Source organism: Serratia sp. 4542 (assembly GCF_016805595.1).
Taxonomy (GTDB): Bacteria; Pseudomonadota; Gammaproteobacteria; order Enterobacterales; family Enterobacteriaceae; genus Serratia; species Serratia nevei.
Window position 1 is genome coordinate 468,177 of the sequence record NZ_RXKV01000010.1, and the last position, 17,097, is coordinate 485,273.

Here is a 17,097-nt window from a genome sequence, read left to right on the forward strand (position 1 = left end):
GGCAGCGCCGCCGGGGCGCCTCAGTAAAACACCATGCCCTGATACGGTTTTTCCCGGCATGCCGCCAGGCGGCTGGCCAGATCGCCGGCATGGATCTCCAACTGGTGCCCGTCAGGATCGAGAAAATAGAGCGATTCGCCTTCGCTGCGATTGCTCTTCCACTCTTTGACGCCGTTCTGGCGCAGCCGCTCGCTGACCTGCTCAATGTGTTCCGGCGCTACGCTGAAGGCGTAATGGGTGTAATCGCGCGCGCTTTGTTGCGCCCGGGCCTCATCCCGCGACAGACACAGCCACAACGCCCCCAACGAGAGATAAGCGCCGCCCTGCCAGCGGGCGTGCGGGGTAAACCCCAACAGATGACGATAAAATTCGAAGCTGCGATCGAGATCGCTGACGGCGAGCGTCAGGTGATTGAGGCCGGTCAACATGCATGCATTTCCTGGGCGCTGAACAGAGGGAAAAGTGTACGCAGACGCTAAGGAAAGATAAAGGGGGCAAAGCATTAGTAGAGATAATGTGAAAACCGGCGGCGCTGTCATAAAACTGTCGTACAGACATCGTAATGTAGCGCGAACCTTACGAAAGATGGATAAAGCCGATGATTAAATGGTACGAAGAAAGCGATGCCGAAGTGAACCGCAGCATCGCGCTGCTGACCGGGGAGAACCCGGACAAGTGGTATCCCTACGGTGGTGTGAAAGGTAAAGATTACTGCAAGAATCCCTCCGATGCCTGGCCGATCATTTGCGCCAACAAAATCAGTCTGAACCCCGATAACCAAAGCGACAGCCCGCAATGGCAGGCGCGCATGAGCACCCAGGGCGGTGAATGGCAGGCGGACAGCGTCAGCCCGCTGCGCGCGGCGATGATCTGCTTCCTGATGAGCCAGCAGGCTAACTGATTCGAACAATACCGGTGATTGGTAAGAGTTTCTCCTTTTTCTAATAACAGAGCTGTCGTTGGCGGAGGCTGTTTATGAAGCGCATTATCAAAGGTGATAAAAACTTGTCTCATCTGGTGATTGCCCATGCGGCGATCGATCGTCATGCCGAAAGCTTCGGCCAGCGCCGTCAGGGCTGGCCCTCGACCTACCTGATAAAATATCAAAACGATCGCGTGGCGGTGGAAGTGGTCACGCGTAGCCAATCTTATGTCGCCACGCTGATGATCGGCGCGCGCAACCTGACCAAACTGTGCGGAATGCCCGGCTAAACGCCGCCCTTATCCGCTTTCTCACGCTAAAAAAATCGCGCTCCGGCCCGCCGTCTCGGGGCGCTTCTCCTTGATGCTCACGGGGTTAAGTGTTAAAAAGCCGCCCGCAGATACATTTATTGATTGGTGAAATCTTGGCCGATAACGGCAAGGGTGTACGCCATATGAGGATAAGATGGGCGGTCAGCATCAGGACACTCCGCTAAAACGCGGTTTAAAAAACAGACACATACAGCTTATTGCCCTCGGGGGCGCCATCGGTACCGGTTTATTTCTCGGCATTGCGCAAACCATTAAAATGGCCGGCCCCGCCGTGCTGTTGGGCTACGCCATCGGCGGTTTTATCGCGTTTTTAATCATGCGCCAGCTGGGCGAAATGGTGGTGGAGGAGCCGGTCGCCGGATCTTTCAGCCACTTTGCCTATAAATATTGGGGCGACTTCGCCGGCTTCCTTTCCGGCTGGAACTACTGGGCAATGTTCATTCTGGTCGGCATGGCGGAATTGACCGCCGTCGGCATCTACATTCAGTACTGGTGGCCGGAAATCCCCACCTGGGCCTCCGCCGCGCTGTTTTTCGTGCTGATCAACCTGATTAATCTGGTGAACGTGCGTCTGTACGGCGAAACCGAGTTCTGGTTCGCCATCATCAAAGTGGTGGCGATTGTCGGCATGATCGTGTTCGGCGCCTGGCTGTTGGTCAGCGGGAACGGCGGCCCGCAGGCCAGCATCACCAACCTGTGGCAGCAGGGCGGCTTTATGCCGCATGGCTTCTCCGGGCTGGTGATGGCGATGGCGGTCATCATGTTCTCGTTCGGCGGGCTGGAAATGGTCGGCATCACCGCGGCGGAAGCCGCCGATCCGCGCCGCAGCATTCCCAAAGCCACCAATCAGGTGGTGTACCGCATTCTGATCTTCTATATCGGCTCGCTGACCGTGCTGCTGTCGCTCTATCCATGGGGGCAAGTGGTGGAGGGCGGTAGCCCGTTCGTACTGATCTTCCATGCGCTGAACAGCAATCTGGTGGCGACCGTGCTCAACGTGGTGGTGTTGACCGCCGCGCTGTCGGTCTACAACAGCGGCGTTTACGCCAACAGCCGCATGCTGTTCGGGCTGGCCAGCCAGGGCAATGCGCCGCAGGCGCTGACGCGCGTGAATAAACGCGGCGTGCCGGTATTGTCCATCGCGCTGTCGGCGTTGATTACCTCGATTGGCGTGCTGATCAACTACCTGATGCCCGGCAAGGCGTTTGAGCTGCTGATGGCGCTGGTGGTGTCAACGTTGGTGATCAACTGGGTGATGATTTGCCTGGCGCACCTGAAATTCCGCGCCGCCAAGAATCGCCAGGGCGTCATTCCCAGCTTTAAGGCGCTGTGGTATCCGTTCGGCAACTACCTGTGCCTGGCGTTCCTCGGCCTGATTCTGGTGATTATGTATTTCAGCGAAGGGATCCGCATTTCGGTGTTGCTGATGCCGGTGTGGATTGCGGTGCTGTGGTGCGGGTTTATGCTGACGCGCCGTAAAGGCGCCAAGCGCTAATCGGTATGCGGCGGAGGCGTAGTCTGCGCCTCCGCTTCTTTTCTACGTCAGCCGCGCGGCATAAAGGCGCGCCCCTCACCGTGACCCCGCCCCAGCAGTTTCCGGCACAGCAGCAGCAGGGTGCTGATCACGTCGATGGCGACCACGCTCAGCATCAGCAGGGTCAGCATGAAAAACCCGAGCAGCGAACCGCCCAGCAGAACCAGTGGCGCCGGTACGCGCAGACGGCGCAGCTTCATGGCGAAATACATTTTCCAGTATTGCTTCTGCGCCAGCAGCGCGCTGCGAATACGGCGCCCCAGGCCGATGCCTGATTTGCGGGATGTAGAACGACTCATAACTTCTCCTTTTCTGTATGCCCTACAAGTCAATCACAAAGATCTTAAGAGAGTCTTAACGGGCTCTTGGCGGCCCTGGCTGTCTCACCGGAGTGAGACAACAGCATACGGCAAAAGGTCCCGCAATGCAGCGCACGGCTGACGAAGTGCGAGTCTCGTCGGGTTTGTTACACTGAAAGTCACGCCCATGCAGGGGGCGCAGCGGTCAGGAGAAGGGGCTGGATGAAGAGAATCAATCGTTATTACGACGCGGCCAAGGCGCATCACACGCCGGAGGGATTTCGCAACCCGGAACCCTCTCAGCGCCAGGAGGGCGACCTGCAGCGTTGGCAGGATGAGCGCAAGCGGCAGGGGCTGCCCAGGCCGCCGCAGCAGGGCTACGCGCAATTTACCGAACGCTGGTGGCAACCCGCCGATCTCAGCGGCAGCGATGACAGCATCTGGTGGCTGGGGCATGCATCCATGCTATTGCGGCTGGGTGGCCGCTATATCTTGATCGATCCGGTGTTGTCCGAACGCGCCTCGCCGCTGAGCTTCTACGGGCCGAAGCGCAGAACGCCGGCGCCGCTGACGGTGGAGCAATTGCCGGCGGTGGATGCCGTGCTGATCTCCCATAATCATTATGACCACCTCGACAGGCGCACGGTACGGCAGCTGGCGCGGCGCTTCCCACAGGCCGAGTTTATCGTGCCGCTCGGCTTGAAGCGTTGGTTCCGCCGTTATCGGCTGAAGGTGCATGAGCTGGACTGGTGGCAGAGCCTGTCGTTAGGTGGGCTGACGGTCTACGCCACCCCGGCGCGGCACTGGAGCATGCGCACGTTGTGGGATCGCAATCGCTCGCTGTGGTGCGGTTGGGTGATCCATCATCCGGCGCTGCGGTTCTATTTTTCCGGCGACAGCGGCTATTCGGCGCGGTTGGCGGAAATCGGTCAACGGCTGGGCCCGTTCGACGTGGCGGCACTGCCCATTGGCGCCTATGCGCCGCGCTGGTTCATGCAGGAGCAGCATATGGATCCGCAGCAGTCGGTGGCGCTGTATCGCGAGCTGAATCAGCCGCGAGCCATTCCCATCCATTGGGGGGTATTCGAACTGGCGGATGAATCGCTGGACGAACCGCCGCAGCAACTGAACCTGGCGCTGAGCGAGGCGGGGCTGGAACAGCATCAATTCCATCCGCTGAAGATTGGCGAGCGCATCGCGTTGCAGGACTCGCAGCAGGCGTTGTCTATCCACCCGGTGGTACAGAGGAAAGAATAAGATCAACGGTTTGAAAGCGTGGCAGTAATTAGCAAAATTGATAAGTGCGGGGTGGGATCCAAATAACCACCCGATTTTCCGGATTTAATTCAATGCCGCACTTTCGCTATTCATAAGGTTATTCCGGTTATTCAGATTTAGGGTTTTCGGATTATTTAGGATGAAGCCACCGGCCAGCGGGGGAGGCGTCAGGACGTTGCATGCTTATGCAGCCGTTGGTCGGCGTGTCAGCGCGGTTGCCGGCTCTCGTCACGCTCTGGCGCATGCCGTGCGGTGACAGGGCTGAAGGCCGATGGTGAATGCGCTTTCCGACGGTAAAAGGTCGGAGGAGCATTGAATAAATTGGCCCCCGTTCATCGATATTCAAATGTTGCATATGACATTCCATAAAGATTCAAATTTTTTAACGCTATAAGCGACGAAAAAGCGAAAACGTCGAGAAGGAGATGCGTCAAAACGATGAAAGTTTTGTTAAAACGCTATCAGAATGCGGGGTCTGGCGCAGCCAGTTTGGCAAGCAGAAAATAGCCGATGCTTCAACATCTTTTGGCCTATTTAAGCAAATGTGGCTCTCGACCGTTTCAAATATGTGCGACATGTCGTTCAGTGATTAAAAATGGCTTGCCATCGCATACAGAGTATGTGATAACGCATCTGGGTAAAACGAGGTACAGTTCTGTATATGTGTGGCATTTTCAGTAAAGAAGTTCTGAGTAAAGACGTTAGCGTTGAATACCGCTTCTCTGCCGATCCTTATCTTAGTGCCTCAAGCAGTAACGACTCTAGTTTGTCTATGTAACGCCCTCGGGCGGTTTAAACAATCCAAAGGAAATACTCAAGATGGCAAAGATCAAAGGTCAAGTTAAGTGGTTCAACGAGTCTAAAGGTTTCGGTTTCATCACCCCGGCTGACGGCAGCAAAGACGTGTTCGTACACTTCTCTGCAATCCAGGGTAACGGCTTCAAAACCCTGGCTGAAGGCCAGAACGTTGAGTTCGAAATCCAAGATGGCCAGAAAGGCCCATCTGCAGTAAACGTTACTGCTATCTAATCAGCGTCAGCTGTACAAAAAGCCCGCCTTCGAGCGGGCTTTTTCGTTTCCGTCATCCGGCGGCGATGATGATGCCGGCGTACTGGTTGCGGCCTTTGATCCCCGGATGCGTCGGATCCTGCGCGCGCCGGTGGCTGTTGCGGCGATAGCTGGTGTATTTGAAGCGCTGTGGCCGCTGTGGGTCGACGTCCGGCGTGCAGATGGTGCAGCTGCCTGCGCGGTCAACGGCGGCGAAGCCGAGCGCCGCCAGCTTGTATTCGGCAATCGCGGCCAGATCCAGATGCCGGTAATGTGGGCTGATCAGCGTGGCGGGCAGCGGCAGGCGCTGTTTAAAATTTTCCACCAGCGCTTCATCGACTTCGTAGCAGCACGGGCCGGCGGCAGGGCCGATAGAGGCCACCCAATCGGCGGTGTCGCCGTCCTGGCGAATGCGCGCTGCCATCTGTTCCAGAATGCCGTCCAGTAGCCCGCGCCAGCCGGCATGAACCGCGGCGATGGCGCCCCCGTCGCGGCGGCTGAACAGCACCGGCAGACAGTCCGCCGTCAGTACGCTGAGCAGAATGCCGGGCTGGCGGGTATAGAAACCATCGGCCTCGCCGCACGCCTGCGCCGGTTGCAGCACGTCGACGATACGGATGCCGTGCACCTGCTTCTTTTCCGGTAGCGTGGCGCTGTAGGGCAGCAGATGCCCGGGCAGCAGCGCGAGTTTGCTGCCGAAGCCGTGCTGAATGTGGGGCACCGCATCGAGCAGCGCGGAACGATCGCTCATAAGTTATTTTCACCTGCGTGAGAAAACAGACTCTCAGTGTAGCCAGCTTTTTCCCCGCTTGACCAGGCGTTGTTGGCGGCGAAAGCGAGCGGGGATGCGCCTTGCATCGAGCCGACGCCTTCTTTAGACTAGCCGCGCCCTGTCTTTCTGGAAGCCCATTTCATGTCTTATCAATGCCCTCTGTGTCATCAACCGCTGCATTTTTCATCGCAACACTGGCGTTGCGACGGCAATCATCAGTTCGATCAAGCCAAAGAAGGCTACGTCAATCTGCTGCCGGTGCAGCATAAACGATCGAAGCAGCCGGGAGACAGCGCGGAAATGATGCAGGCACGGCGCGCGTTTCTCGACGGCGGTTATTATCAACCGCTGCAGCAGCAGGTGGCCGAGTGGCTGGATTTGGCGCTGGCGGCCGATGCAGGCGCGTTGTTGGACATAGGCTGTGGGGAAGGGTATTACACCGCCGCCGTGGCCGCACGGCTGGCGCAGGCGCGCAATATGGCGGTCTATGGGCTGGACGTCGCCAAGGTAGCGATCCGCTACGCCGCCAAACGTTATCCTGCGGTCTCGTTCTGCGTCGCCTCCAGCCACCGTCTGCCGTTCGCCGACGCGGCGCTGGATGCGGTCTTGCGCATTTATGCGCCTTGCAAGGCAGAGGAGCTGGCGCGGGTGGTGAAGCCGGGCGGTGTGGTGGTGACGGTTTCGCCGGGCCCGCGTCATCTGTACCAGCTGAAAGAGCAGGTCTACCAGCAGGTGCAGCTGCATGCCGAGCAGGACGAACAGTTCGACGGTTTCGAGTGCGAGCGTAAAGAGGCGTTGGCCTATACGATGACCCTGCCGGGCGCGCAGGCCGCCAACCTGCTGCAGATGACACCGTTCGCCTGGCGTGCTACGCCGGAGGTGCAGCAGCGGCTGGCGGATGGCGCCGAGTTCGTGTGCGAGACGGATTTCGTCCTGGCGTTGTACCGACGTCACGCCTAAGGGACCTTGAACTCAAAAACAAAAAAACCTGCCGCGGCAGGTTTTTTTGCAGAGTCATCGCCTCAGGCCAGGTAGCCGAGGTGCTCCAGCAGAATGTTGACGCCGATACCGATCAGCACCACGCCGCCGAGGATCTCGGCGCGTTTGCCCAGCAGCGGGCCGATAAAGCGGCCAATCATCATGCCCAGCGTCGCCATGATCATGGTGGCGCAGCCGATGGCCATGGCGGTATGCACGATATTCACCTGCAGGAAGGCCAGGCCGACGCCGATAGCCATAGCGTCGAGGCTGGTGGCGATAGCGGTGGCCACCAAGATCCAGAAGCCGTGGCGTTTGACCTTCTCTTCCTCATCGGGCCTGTTGCGCACCCCTTCGACGATCATGCGCATGCCGAGAATGAACAGCAGGGAGAAGGCGACCCAGTGGTCCCATTCCATGATGTATTGGCTGGCGAACAGACCGATGGCCCAACCGATGAGCGGGGTGATCGCTTCGACCACGCCGAAGATCAGGCCGGTGCGGATCGCTTCGCGGAAACGGGGTTGATGCAGGCTGGCACCTTTGCCGATCGAAGCGGCGAAAGCATCCATGGACATGCCAAAAGCGAGAATGAGTGTTGCTGAAAGGTTCATGTGAAATAGCCTCGGCCGGGTGGCTCCATATACACGTAACCCACCCCCAACCAAACGACGGAGTTACGTGTCTATGGTCTCGCCAACCTTACCTGGCTGCCCGCACCACGTTTCATACGGCGAAACGAGTATGTTGATACGGGCGTTTCTGGCGTTTTATTCTCCAGAAACCGGCTACTCCCCAATGACGGCGCAACCATACCATATTATTTCCGCCACCGACAACTTTATTCTAGAGTCATGTTCGCTCTTAATTGAGACTCGTTTTCATTAATCTAAGTTCATGCGGGAATATAATGTAGACGTGGGTAACAATGTTGCGGAAATAATAGTCAGAGTAAAAATGGCGCTGCCGATTAATTATCCACAAGCAGCGCAAGGTTTGAGCGAAAGTAAAATGAGCTTTTCTTTATCTATTGATTATCAATGAAAAAGTGGTAAATCTTCTCCAGGTCATCCAGGTGCGTCACCTGAACCAACAGCCGGCGCTGTTCCAGGTCGACGGCCAGAATGCCATCCTCCGATAAATTCATGGCTTTAATGCGGTTATATTCGACAAACACGTTCGCGAAGAAAAAACCCTGTGCTTTAAACACCATCTTGGGGGCGCGAATATAAGAGATATAGATCGCGAGCAGCGCCAAAGAAATAAGCAAATAGGTGGTTAATACCGCACCGTTGGTGGTGACGTTGCGGTAAATCAGAATGGCGATCAGGCCGACGAAAATCAGGCTATCGAGGCGATGACGGCGTTTGAGCGCCACTTTAAGCCGTGTTTTACCTTTCAGCAGGTCCATGCCGAATTCGTCATACAGCGAGTACAGCAACAGCAGGGCGATAAACAGCATCAGTACGGCGTCGGTCAGTGACATCTCTTGCTCCACACATAAAAAAGCCGGGGGTTGCCCCCCGGCCGATTCGAACGATTACAGGCCCAGCAGGCCAATCCAATAGCCAAAGATACCGATGACGAAGAAGCCGATGATGATCCACAGCGCATTGACTTTTTTGCGCAGCAGCCACATACAGGCGAAGGTCAGCAGCAGCGGTACCAGGCCCGGCATCAGCTGGTCGAGGATGGTCTGCACCGTGGTGACGTTGGTATGCCCGGTCTGGTCGGTGATCTTGGACACCACCAGCGGGATATTCACGTGCGTCCACTTGTTGACCAAGGCGCCCATAACAAACAGGCCGAGAATGGACGCCCCTTCCGTCAGTTTTTGCAGGAAGCCGCCGCCCATGTCGTTGACGATATCCACCCCTTTACGGTAACCGTAGGCCACGCCGTAGTAGCGGGTCAGCAGGCGCACCAGGTTGAACAGCACGAAGAACAGGATCGGCCCGAGCAGGCTGCCACTCATGGCGATACCGGCGCCGAGCGCGGCGAACACCGGCCGCACGGTGCCCCAGAAAATCGGGTCACCGACGCCCGCCAATGGCCCCATCAGACCGACCTTGATGCCGTTGATCGCACCGTCGTCGATCGGCGCGCCGTTGGCGCGTTGCTCTTCCATCGCCATGGTCACGCCGAGCACCGGCGCCGCCACGTAAGGGTGGGTGTTGAAGAACTCGAGGTGGCGCTTGATCGCCTGTTTGCGATCGTCATTGTTTTCCGGATACAGGCGACGGATCACCGGTACCATCGAGAAGCAAAAACCCAGCGCCTGCATGCGCTCGAAGTTCCACGACCCCTGGAACAGGTTGGAGCGCAGGAATACGCCGCGAATATCGGCCGGCGTGAGTTTCTTTTGAGCAGTTGTATCAACCATTTCTCTCACCTATTCCTAGTCGAGTTCGTTATCGAGATCGTTCGCATTAGCCGGGCCGGCCTGGACAACCTGGGACTTGTTGTATTTCGGGCTGAGCTGGATATACAGCACGGCCATCACCACGCCGATGACGCCGAGCGCCACCAGGTTGAAGTTGGTGAAGGCGGCGGTCACGAAACCAAGGTAGAAGAACGGCATCAGGTAGCCGGCGCGCATCATGTTAATCACCATCGCGTAACCGACCACCACGATCATGCCGCCGGCGATGTTCAGGCCGCTGGTGACCACTTCCGGGATCGAGTTGAGCAGGGCGTGTACCCCGGCGGTGCCAACCGAGATGGCGACGATGACTGCCGGAATGGCGATACGCATCGCCTGCAGCAGCAGGGCGCCGATGTGGATCCAGGTGATGGCCCGCAGGCTGCCGCGCTCCGCCGCGCTGTCCGCCGCGTGCTGGAAGGCCACGGTGAGGGTACGTACGATGATGGTCAACACCTGGCCGGCCGCCGCCAGCGGAATGGCCAGGGCGATACCGGCGCCGACGCTTTGCCCGCCGGCGATGACCAGAATGGTCGAGATGATGGACGCCAGGGCGGCATCCGGTGCGACTGCCGCACCGATGTTCATCCAGCCCAGGGCGATCATTTCCAGCGTACCGCCGATAATGATGCCGGTTTTCATATCGCCGAGAATGAAGCCGATCAGGGTACAGGCGACCAGCGGACGGTGGAACTGAAACTCGTCGAGGACGGAACCCATCCCGGCGATACAGGCAACGATAAATATCAGCACAATCTGAAGAGTGGTGATCTCCATTGCACTTCTCCTATGACCAAAAAGCTCTGAGTAAAATAATCAGCGGCTGGCGCCACTAATTGAGTTTGTTAATCAGGTCCATCATTTTTAGCCGGCTGTCGGACGAGACCTTACGCACCTCCAGCTCGATACCGCGATCGTTCAGTTTCTTAAACGCTTCGATATCTTTTTCATCGACGGAAACGGCGTTGTTCACCTGGGTTTTCCCCTGGCGGAACGCCATGCCGCCGATATTGACGGATTGAATATCCACGCCGCCTTCCACCAGACGCAAAACGTCGGTCGGGTTGGTAAACAGCAGCATTACGCGGTCGTTGGCGTACTTCGGGTTGTTCCAGACGCGGATCGCCTTCGCCACGTCCACCACGTGAGCGGTGACGCCCGGCGGGGCGACCTGGGTCAGCAGGGTTTTGCGCACATGGTCGGCGGCGACTTCATCGCTGACGACGATAATGCGGCTGACGTTGGTTTCTTTGGTCCAGCGGGTGGCGACCTGGCCGTGAATCAAACGGTCATCGATGCGCGCCAGGCCGATTTTCATGTGGTCGTTCGGCCCCAGCGGCGCCTGAGGGGCAGCGGCTTTGGCGACGGGTGCTGCGGGTTTTGCGGGTTCTTCCTGCGGTTTTTTCAGCGCTTTCACGCCTTCGCGGCCGGTTTCCAACGCCAGCGCCACCAGTTCATCGAAGGCGGGGTTGTCGTCCCGCGCCATGAAGGTTTCCACCAGCATCGGAATGTTGACCCCGGTGACGACCTCATAGTTTTCTTTGTCGACCGCAATGCGGCTGGCGGCGTTGAACGGGCTGCCGCCCCAGGTATCCACCAGGAACAGCACGCCGCCGCTGGTATCCAACCCACTGATTTTTTCGTTGTACTTGACGATTAACGTTTCGGCATTCTCACCGGGAACGAAGTCTATAAAGGCGACGTTGTCCTGCTCGCCCAATAGCATCTCCGCCGTTTTCAGCAGTTGTTCCGCTGCAGCCCCGTGTGTGCCGATGATAATAGCTATTGCCACTCGCTACCTCCTCGTTGAACTCCAGGCGCGGTTTGTGTCGTTTCTCCGCGCCGTCTTGGCAGTCACTTCCGCGGTTCAGATACATTATGGTAGAAAAAAAGAAACGCACGCCTAACATTTCTCACGCAGTTTCAAATGCCTGTGCGTGATGCTTCACGAACGCGACATTTATTTTAGTGAGTGAAAAAATATTTTTTGTGACGCTGCTCCGTTATTGAATGCTCGGAGAAATCTTAGCTGTCGCAGATGATACGGCGCGGCGCCATGCTAAACCGCCGTTGAAAAAGCCGCTTTGTCCCCCAGAAAAATCCTGATACAGTAATTTCCTCTTTCATCACTAAGGAGTGAAGGGCCTCAGCCCTCCCTATGGACTGTCACCGAAGTTACTGTTTTACTAGGTTTCACCCGCCACCTGCTGGCGTTGCATATGCTGTTCGGCCCTTCGGCCATCTCCCGGTAATCCCATCCCGTCACTTTGCTATTGTCGACTGCGCCCATGCAGCGGCGGCATCGTCACGTCTGAGCGGTGTGCGCGCATTCCCACTTTTCTCTGGAGTCTGATATGGAATTTTTAATGGACCCCTCTATTTGGGCGGGGTTGCTTACGCTGGTGGTGCTGGAAATCGTGCTGGGCATCGACAACCTGGTGTTCATCGCCATTTTGGCCGACAAGCTGCCGCCGAAGCAGCGCGATAAGGCGCGCATCATTGGCCTGTCGCTGGCGTTGCTGATGCGTTTGGGCCTGCTGTCGGTGATCTCCTGGATGGTAACCCTGACTACGCCGCTGTTCAGCGTCGGCGATTTCAGCTTCTCCGGCCGCGATTTGATCCTGCTGTTCGGCGGGGTGTTCCTGCTGTTCAAGGCGACCATGGAGCTGCACGAACGGCTGGAAGGGCAGACGCACCAGGACGGCGCCAACCGCGGTTACGCCAAGTTCTGGGCGGTGGTGGTGCAGATCGTGATCCTTGACGCGGTGTTTTCGCTCGATGCGGTGATTACCGCCGTGGGTATGGTGAACGATCTGCCGGTGATGATGGCGGCGGTAGTGATCGCGATGGCGGTGATGCTGTTGGCGTCGAAGCCGTTGACCAACTTCGTCAACGCGCACCCGACCATCGTGGTGCTGTGCCTGAGTTTCCTGTTGATGATTGGCCTTAGCCTGATCGCCGAAGGCTTCGGTTTGCACATTCCTAAAGGCTACCTGTACGCCGCTATCGGCTTCTCGATCCTGATTGAATTGTTCAACCAGATCGCGCGTCGCAACTTCATCAAGCATCAAGCGCGTCGCCCGATGCGCGAGCGCACCGCGGAAGCGATCATGCGCCTGATGGGGCAGCAGCGTACACAGCAGACGGACGATGCGGTCGCCTTGCCGAGGGATGAAACCTTTGCGGCGGAAGAGCGCTATATGATCAGCGGCGTGTTGACGCTGGCCTCGCGTTCATTGCGCAGCGTGATGACGCCGCGCACCGACATTTCCTGGGTCGACTGCGAGCGCTCCCGCGAGGAGGTACGCGCACAGCTGCTGGATACGCCGCACAGCCTGTTCCCGGTGTGTCGTGATTCGGTGGATGAGATTGTCGGCGTGGTACGCGCCAAGGATCTGCTGGTGGCGCTGGAGCAGGGTGAAGACATCGCCGAGTTCGCCGCCCGCACGCCGCCGATCGTGGTGCCGGAAACCATGGACGTCATCAAGCTGCTGGCGGTGCTGCGTCGCGCCAAAGGGCGTCTGGTGGTGGTCACCAATGAGTTCGGCGTCGTGCAGGGGCTGGTGACGCCGCTGGACGTGCTGGAAGCGATTGCCGGTGAATTCCCGGACGAGGACGAAACGCCGGACATCGTGGCGGAAGGCGACGGCTGGCTGGTGAAGGGCGGAACCGATCTGCACTCGCTGGAACAGGCGCTGGCCTGCGATGACCTGGTCAGCCCCACCGCCGACTACGCCACCCTGGCGGGGCTGCTGTTGGCCCACTACGGGCAGATGCCGGTGGCGGGAGACACCATCGAGCTGAACCACCTGCGTTTCGATATCGTTGAGGTGTCCGAATACCGTATCGAACTGGTGCGCGTTACCCGCGTCGCCCTGGACGACCCGGCGCACGCGTAACCCTCCCGCCGGGGGCTCAGGCCTCCGGCGGTTCCTCTTCCGCTTTCCTGACGCGCGATTCGTACTGCTGCAACCACAGCGGGAAAACATGAATCGGCATCGGCTTGGCGAAATAATACCCTTGCAGGGCATTGACCTCGCGTGAGCGCAGATAGTCGGCCTGTTCCTCCGTTTCCACCCCCTCTGCCACCAGTTTCAGCTTCAGGCGCTGCGCCAGCGTAATGATGGTGTCGGTCACTGTGGCGTTGACCGCATCGGTGCCGATGGCGGCGGTAAACCCGCGATCGATCTTCAAGACGTCCGGACTGAGGTTTTTCAGGTAGCTCAGCGAGCTGTGGCCGGTGCCGAAATCGTCGATGGCCAGCATGATCCCCATGTCTTTCAGCGTGCGGATCTGGTCATACTGGATCGCCGACAGCGCGGTGCGTTCGGTCAGCTCCAGCATCAATGAGGGCATCGGGTGCGCCGGCAGCCAAATCTGGCGGATATCGTCGATGATGTTGAGCGTTTTAAAGTGCTCGGCGGCGACGTTGATGCTGATGTAGAAGGACGGTCGTGGCGGGAACAGCTGCAGATTTTCCGTCACGGTGTTCATCAGATAGCGAGTGAGCGGAATGATGAGCTCATGCTGCTCGGCCAGCGGAATAAACACGTCAGGCGAGATCCATCCTTGTCGCTTCTTTTTCCAACGCAGCAGCATCTCGACGCCGGCGCAGCGCCCGGTGTCGCTGTGGATGATAGGCTGACAGTAGACGCGGAACTCCCGATGAGTGATGGCATGGCCGATGTGGTAAGACAGGCTCATGCGGTTGGCGGTGAGCAGATAGACCACATAGGCCGCCAGCAGGCTGATCAACAGCGCCAGCGGGATATGGCGCGGCAATGCGGACAGCGCCAGCATGCCGATCTGTGGGCCGAACAGTGAAATCGAGAACGGGTACAGCGCGGAGCCGGCGGTGTAGCGCAGGTCGTTGGTCAGGGTGTCGCGGCTCAGGATTTCGCGGCGGCCATATTCCAGGCTGCTGTCGTCCACGTTCAGGACCACTCGCTGAACGTAAGGCTCTTGCGGTTCGAGTAAAAAGTTGGACAGCAGCTCGATATTGAATACGTGCAGCACGCCGCTGGTTTTATCACGGGGGGATGGCGTCCACATCACCAGCGTGGGCAGGCCTTTGCTGACCGCCAGAGAGGGGCGCAGCGCCAGCCTGGCGTTGCTGTCGACGAAGGTGGGCATCACCGCGGCCAGCTGATAATGACGGGCGCCAAACAGGCTGGAGCAGTAAATAACACCGTTTTTCACCAGCAACATCGCGCGTAGCGCCTGATTTTGCGCGGCGCGAAAGCGCAGGGTCGATGAAACGTTTTCGCAGGGTTGGTCCAGCATGTCCATACTGCGTTCCGCCTGCATCTGCGCTGGCGTCAGCAATTGGTTGATCTTGCCGACGGTGCGGGTAGCCAACGTCTGCTGGCTCTGCTCGATGCTTTTGACCTCTTGATAGTAACGGGTATACAGCGATACCAACAGAATAGCCACGCCCACCGCTCCGGCCAGCAGCCAACGGTAGTAACGATATCGGGACGCGGCGAGGTGGGTCATCAACATCCGGTAAATCCTTGTTCGGTAATCCAGCTCCGAGTCACAGTCAGGCCATAGATCCTTAAGTTGCGCTCGGCTAATTCTAGCCTGAGGTTATACAAGATTGATGGTAACTCAGTAAATTATTTCAGTATGGTAAAACAGAAGGCCAATTTGCAGGCTAACCGCCCGATCGATGAGAAAAATGCAGGATATTTTCTGGTGACATTGTCACTAAAAGCGGTCAATGAATTGATTACCCATAAAAAACCCCGCCGGGCGGCGGGGTTGTCTGTCAGTCGCATTGCACCTTGATCGCCAGGCCGCCGCGTGACGTTTCGCGGTACTTGGCGTTCATGTCTTTGCCGGTTTCGTACATGGTCTCGATCACCTTATCCAGCGAAACGCGTGGCTCGCTGGTGCGGCGCAGGGCCATGCGGGCGGCGTTGATCGCCTTGACCGAAGCGATGGCGTTGCGCTCGATGCACGGCACCTGTACCTGGCCGGCGACCGGGTCGCAGGTCAGACCCAGGTTGTGTTCCATGCCGATCTCCGCCGCCACGCACACCTGTTCAGGGCTGCCGCCCAGCAGCTCGGCCAGACCGGCCGCCGCCATGGAGCAGGCCACGCCGACTTCACCCTGGCAGCCAACTTCGGCGCCGGAAATGGAAGCGTTCATCTTGTACAGCGCGCCGATGGCGCCTGCCGCCATAAAGTAGCGGATATAGATATCCGGGCTGACGGATTCGATGAAGTGATCGTAGTAAGCCAGCACCGCGGGCACGATGCCGCAGGCGCCGTTGGTCGGCGCGGTGACCACGCGGCCGCCGGCGGCGTTTTCTTCGTTCACCGCCAGCGCGAACATGTTGACCCAGTCGATTACGTTCATCGGATCGTTGGACAGTTTGTCCGACGCCACCAGCATGCGGCGCAGCGCGGAGGCACGGCGCGGCACGCGCAGCGGCCCCGGCAGCACGCCTTCGGTGTTCAGACCGCGATCGATACAGGCACGCATGGTTTGCCAGACGTTACCGAAGTAGGTGTCGATCTCTTGCTTGCTGTGCAGCGCCAGCTCGTTCTGCATCACCATGCCGGACAGCGACAGGCCGGTCTCGCGGCAGTGGTCGAGCATTTCGCGCGCGGAGTTGAACGGATAAGGCATTTTCAGCTCTTGCTCGCCGGCCTTGCCGAAGTTCTCCTCGTCGACGATGAAGCCGCCGCCGATGGAGTAGTAGGTCTTGCTGTACACTTCTTTCTCGCCGGCGAAGGCGTGGATCTGCATGCCGTTCTCATGCAGCGGCAGGTTGTCGCTGCGGAAGACCATGCCGCCGTCGCGCGGGAAATCGACTTCATGCAGGCCATTGGCCAGCATCAGGCGTTGACGTTGTTCTACATCGCGAATAAAACCCGGAATGCTATCGATATCGACTGTGTCCGGCATATTGCCGGCCAGGCCGAGAATGATGGCGATATCGGTATGGTGACCTTTACCGGTCAATGAGAGTGAGCCGTAAACGTCTACGGCAACACGCGTGATAGAAGGCATCAGGCCTTTATTTACCAGATCGTCGACAAACTGTTTGCCGGCTTTCATCGGTCCAACCGTATGAGAGCTGGACGGGCCGATGCCGATCTTAAACATGTCGAAAACGCTAATCACGCTAAAACTCCTTAAAGAGACGTATTGTTATGGCTGCGGCGGTTAAAAACCGCGCAGGGAACAGCGATATTGTAAAAGGGCCGTGCGGGTTCGGCTGCCTTTTTCGCATGAAATTAAATAATCCGTGGTGTCGCTTTTTTTGCTGATTACCCGGGGCGAACCCTTAAGCGGGGTATCCGCTTTCGCCCAAGCTCCATTAGCGGTAATCGCGCCAGCTTTCCGTGCTGAACGCCGCCGGCTTAATCCCTGTTTCTACAGTGGTTTATCTCGGACGGTGGTATTTTACAGGTATTTCGTAAGGTTTAAGAGAGGGTTTACAGTTTTTTTAAAACCATTCAACCAGAACGGTAGTTGAAAAAGCGATCAAATGAAGTGATT

The 17,097-nt window shown here is 57.9% G+C and carries 18 protein-coding genes and 1 riboswitch; of the genes, 8 read left to right on the forward strand and 10 right to left on the reverse strand.

Annotated features, from left to right (window positions below):
* Positions 1 to 20 precede the first annotated feature (20 nt).
* Complete coding sequence (gene fos, locus EKL15_RS14445) at positions 21 to 428, reverse strand: fosfomycin resistance glutathione transferase (protein ID WP_038877053.1); 408 nt, start codon at positions 426 to 428, stop codon at positions 21 to 23.
* Positions 429 to 598: 170 nt separating this feature from the next.
* On the opposite strand from fos, the gene EKL15_RS14450 reads away from it, so the two are divergent.
* From EKL15_RS14450 to EKL15_RS14460, 3 genes are all read left to right on the forward strand, one after another.
* Positions 599 to 901 carry a phage protein NinX family protein gene (locus EKL15_RS14450; RefSeq protein WP_100395666.1) on the forward strand — a complete coding sequence of 101 codons (303 nt, stop codon included), beginning with the start codon at positions 599 to 601 and terminating at the stop codon, positions 899 to 901.
* A 74-nt stretch (positions 902 to 975) separates the two neighbouring features.
* Complete coding sequence (locus tag EKL15_RS14455) at positions 976 to 1,212, forward strand: DUF4060 family protein (RefSeq protein ID WP_004927680.1); 237 nt, start codon at positions 976 to 978, stop codon at positions 1,210 to 1,212.
* 175 nt (positions 1,213 to 1,387) lie between these two features.
* A complete protein-coding gene (locus tag EKL15_RS14460; protein ID WP_038877059.1) occupies positions 1,388 to 2,749 on the forward strand; it encodes an amino acid permease in 1,362 nt (453 codons plus the stop codon).
* Between the two features lie 47 nt (positions 2,750 to 2,796).
* Here EKL15_RS14460 and EKL15_RS14465 read toward each other — a convergent pair whose 3' ends face one another.
* Positions 2,797 to 3,087, reverse strand: a complete 291-nt coding sequence (locus EKL15_RS14465) for a hypothetical protein (protein ID WP_044031054.1) — start codon at positions 3,085 to 3,087, stop codon at positions 2,797 to 2,799.
* 222 nt (positions 3,088 to 3,309) lie between these two features.
* On the opposite strand from EKL15_RS14465, the gene EKL15_RS14470 reads away from it, so the two are divergent.
* The 3 genes from EKL15_RS14470 to cspE all read left to right on the forward strand — a co-directional run bounded on the left by EKL15_RS14470 (position 3,310) and on the right by cspE (position 5,394).
* On the forward strand, positions 3,310 to 4,344 hold the full coding sequence (locus tag EKL15_RS14470) for an MBL fold metallo-hydrolase (RefSeq protein WP_100395667.1): 1,035 nt from the start codon (positions 3,310 to 3,312) through the stop codon (positions 4,342 to 4,344).
* Between the two features lie 682 nt (positions 4,345 to 5,026).
* Entirely contained in the window at positions 5,027 to 5,143 is a 117-nt protein-coding gene (locus tag EKL15_RS14475) for a DUF2627 domain-containing protein (protein WP_002211058.1), read from the forward strand.
* Positions 5,144 to 5,184: 41 nt separating this feature from the next.
* Positions 5,185 to 5,394, forward strand: a complete 210-nt coding sequence (gene cspE / locus EKL15_RS14480; protein ID WP_002221949.1) for a transcription antiterminator/RNA stability regulator CspE — start codon at positions 5,185 to 5,187, stop codon at positions 5,392 to 5,394.
* A gap of 52 nt (positions 5,395 to 5,446) precedes the next feature.
* Here cspE and EKL15_RS14485 read toward each other — a convergent pair whose 3' ends face one another.
* Positions 5,447 to 6,163 (reverse strand): polyphenol oxidase family protein, encoded by a 717-nt coding sequence (locus EKL15_RS14485; RefSeq protein WP_060439762.1) that lies wholly within the window; start codon positions 6,161 to 6,163, stop codon positions 5,447 to 5,449.
* Positions 6,164 to 6,325: 162 nt separating this feature from the next.
* Between EKL15_RS14485 and rlmA the strand changes: the two genes are divergently transcribed.
* Positions 6,326 to 7,144 (forward strand): 23S rRNA (guanine(745)-N(1))-methyltransferase, encoded by an 819-nt coding sequence (gene rlmA, locus EKL15_RS14490; protein WP_100395668.1) that lies wholly within the window; start codon positions 6,326 to 6,328, stop codon positions 7,142 to 7,144.
* 62 nt (positions 7,145 to 7,206) lie between these two features.
* Here the strand turns inward: rlmA and mntP are convergent, their stop codons facing one another.
* The 5 genes from mntP to manX form a co-directional block, all read right to left on the reverse strand.
* The gene (gene mntP / locus EKL15_RS14495; RefSeq protein ID WP_004927615.1) at positions 7,207 to 7,776 is read right to left on the reverse strand and encodes a manganese efflux pump MntP; all 570 of its coding nucleotides are present in this window, start codon (positions 7,774 to 7,776) and stop codon (positions 7,207 to 7,209) included.
* Positions 7,777 to 7,783: 7 nt separating this feature from the next.
* Positions 7,784 to 7,971, reverse strand: a riboswitch (yybP-ykoY riboswitch).
* A gap of 218 nt (positions 7,972 to 8,189) precedes the next feature.
* Positions 8,190 to 8,648 (reverse strand): DUF986 family protein, encoded by a 459-nt coding sequence (locus EKL15_RS14500; protein ID WP_100395669.1) that lies wholly within the window; start codon positions 8,646 to 8,648, stop codon positions 8,190 to 8,192.
* Positions 8,649 to 8,702: 54 nt separating this feature from the next.
* A complete protein-coding gene (locus EKL15_RS14505) occupies positions 8,703 to 9,545 on the reverse strand; it encodes a PTS mannose transporter subunit IID (protein ID WP_033634889.1) in 843 nt (280 codons plus the stop codon).
* 15 nt (positions 9,546 to 9,560) lie between these two features.
* On the reverse strand, positions 9,561 to 10,361 hold the full coding sequence (locus EKL15_RS14510) for a PTS mannose/fructose/sorbose transporter subunit IIC (RefSeq protein WP_033634888.1): 801 nt from the start codon (positions 10,359 to 10,361) through the stop codon (positions 9,561 to 9,563).
* A gap of 55 nt (positions 10,362 to 10,416) precedes the next feature.
* Entirely contained in the window at positions 10,417 to 11,376 is a 960-nt protein-coding gene (gene manX / locus EKL15_RS14515; RefSeq protein ID WP_033654424.1) for a PTS mannose transporter subunit IIAB, read from the reverse strand.
* Positions 11,377 to 11,938: 562 nt separating this feature from the next.
* On the opposite strand from manX, the gene EKL15_RS14520 reads away from it, so the two are divergent.
* The gene (locus EKL15_RS14520; protein WP_049195011.1) at positions 11,939 to 13,483 is read left to right on the forward strand and encodes a TerC family protein; all 1,545 of its coding nucleotides are present in this window, start codon (positions 11,939 to 11,941) and stop codon (positions 13,481 to 13,483) included.
* A 16-nt stretch (positions 13,484 to 13,499) separates the two neighbouring features.
* Here EKL15_RS14520 and EKL15_RS14525 read toward each other — a convergent pair whose 3' ends face one another.
* The gene (locus EKL15_RS14525) at positions 13,500 to 15,086 is read right to left on the reverse strand and encodes an EAL domain-containing protein (protein WP_060439765.1); all 1,587 of its coding nucleotides are present in this window, start codon (positions 15,084 to 15,086) and stop codon (positions 13,500 to 13,502) included.
* 268 nt (positions 15,087 to 15,354) lie between these two features.
* A complete protein-coding gene (gene sdaA, locus EKL15_RS14530; RefSeq protein WP_060423975.1) occupies positions 15,355 to 16,719 on the reverse strand; it encodes an L-serine ammonia-lyase in 1,365 nt (454 codons plus the stop codon).
* Between the last annotated feature and the right edge of the window lie 378 nt (positions 16,720 to 17,097).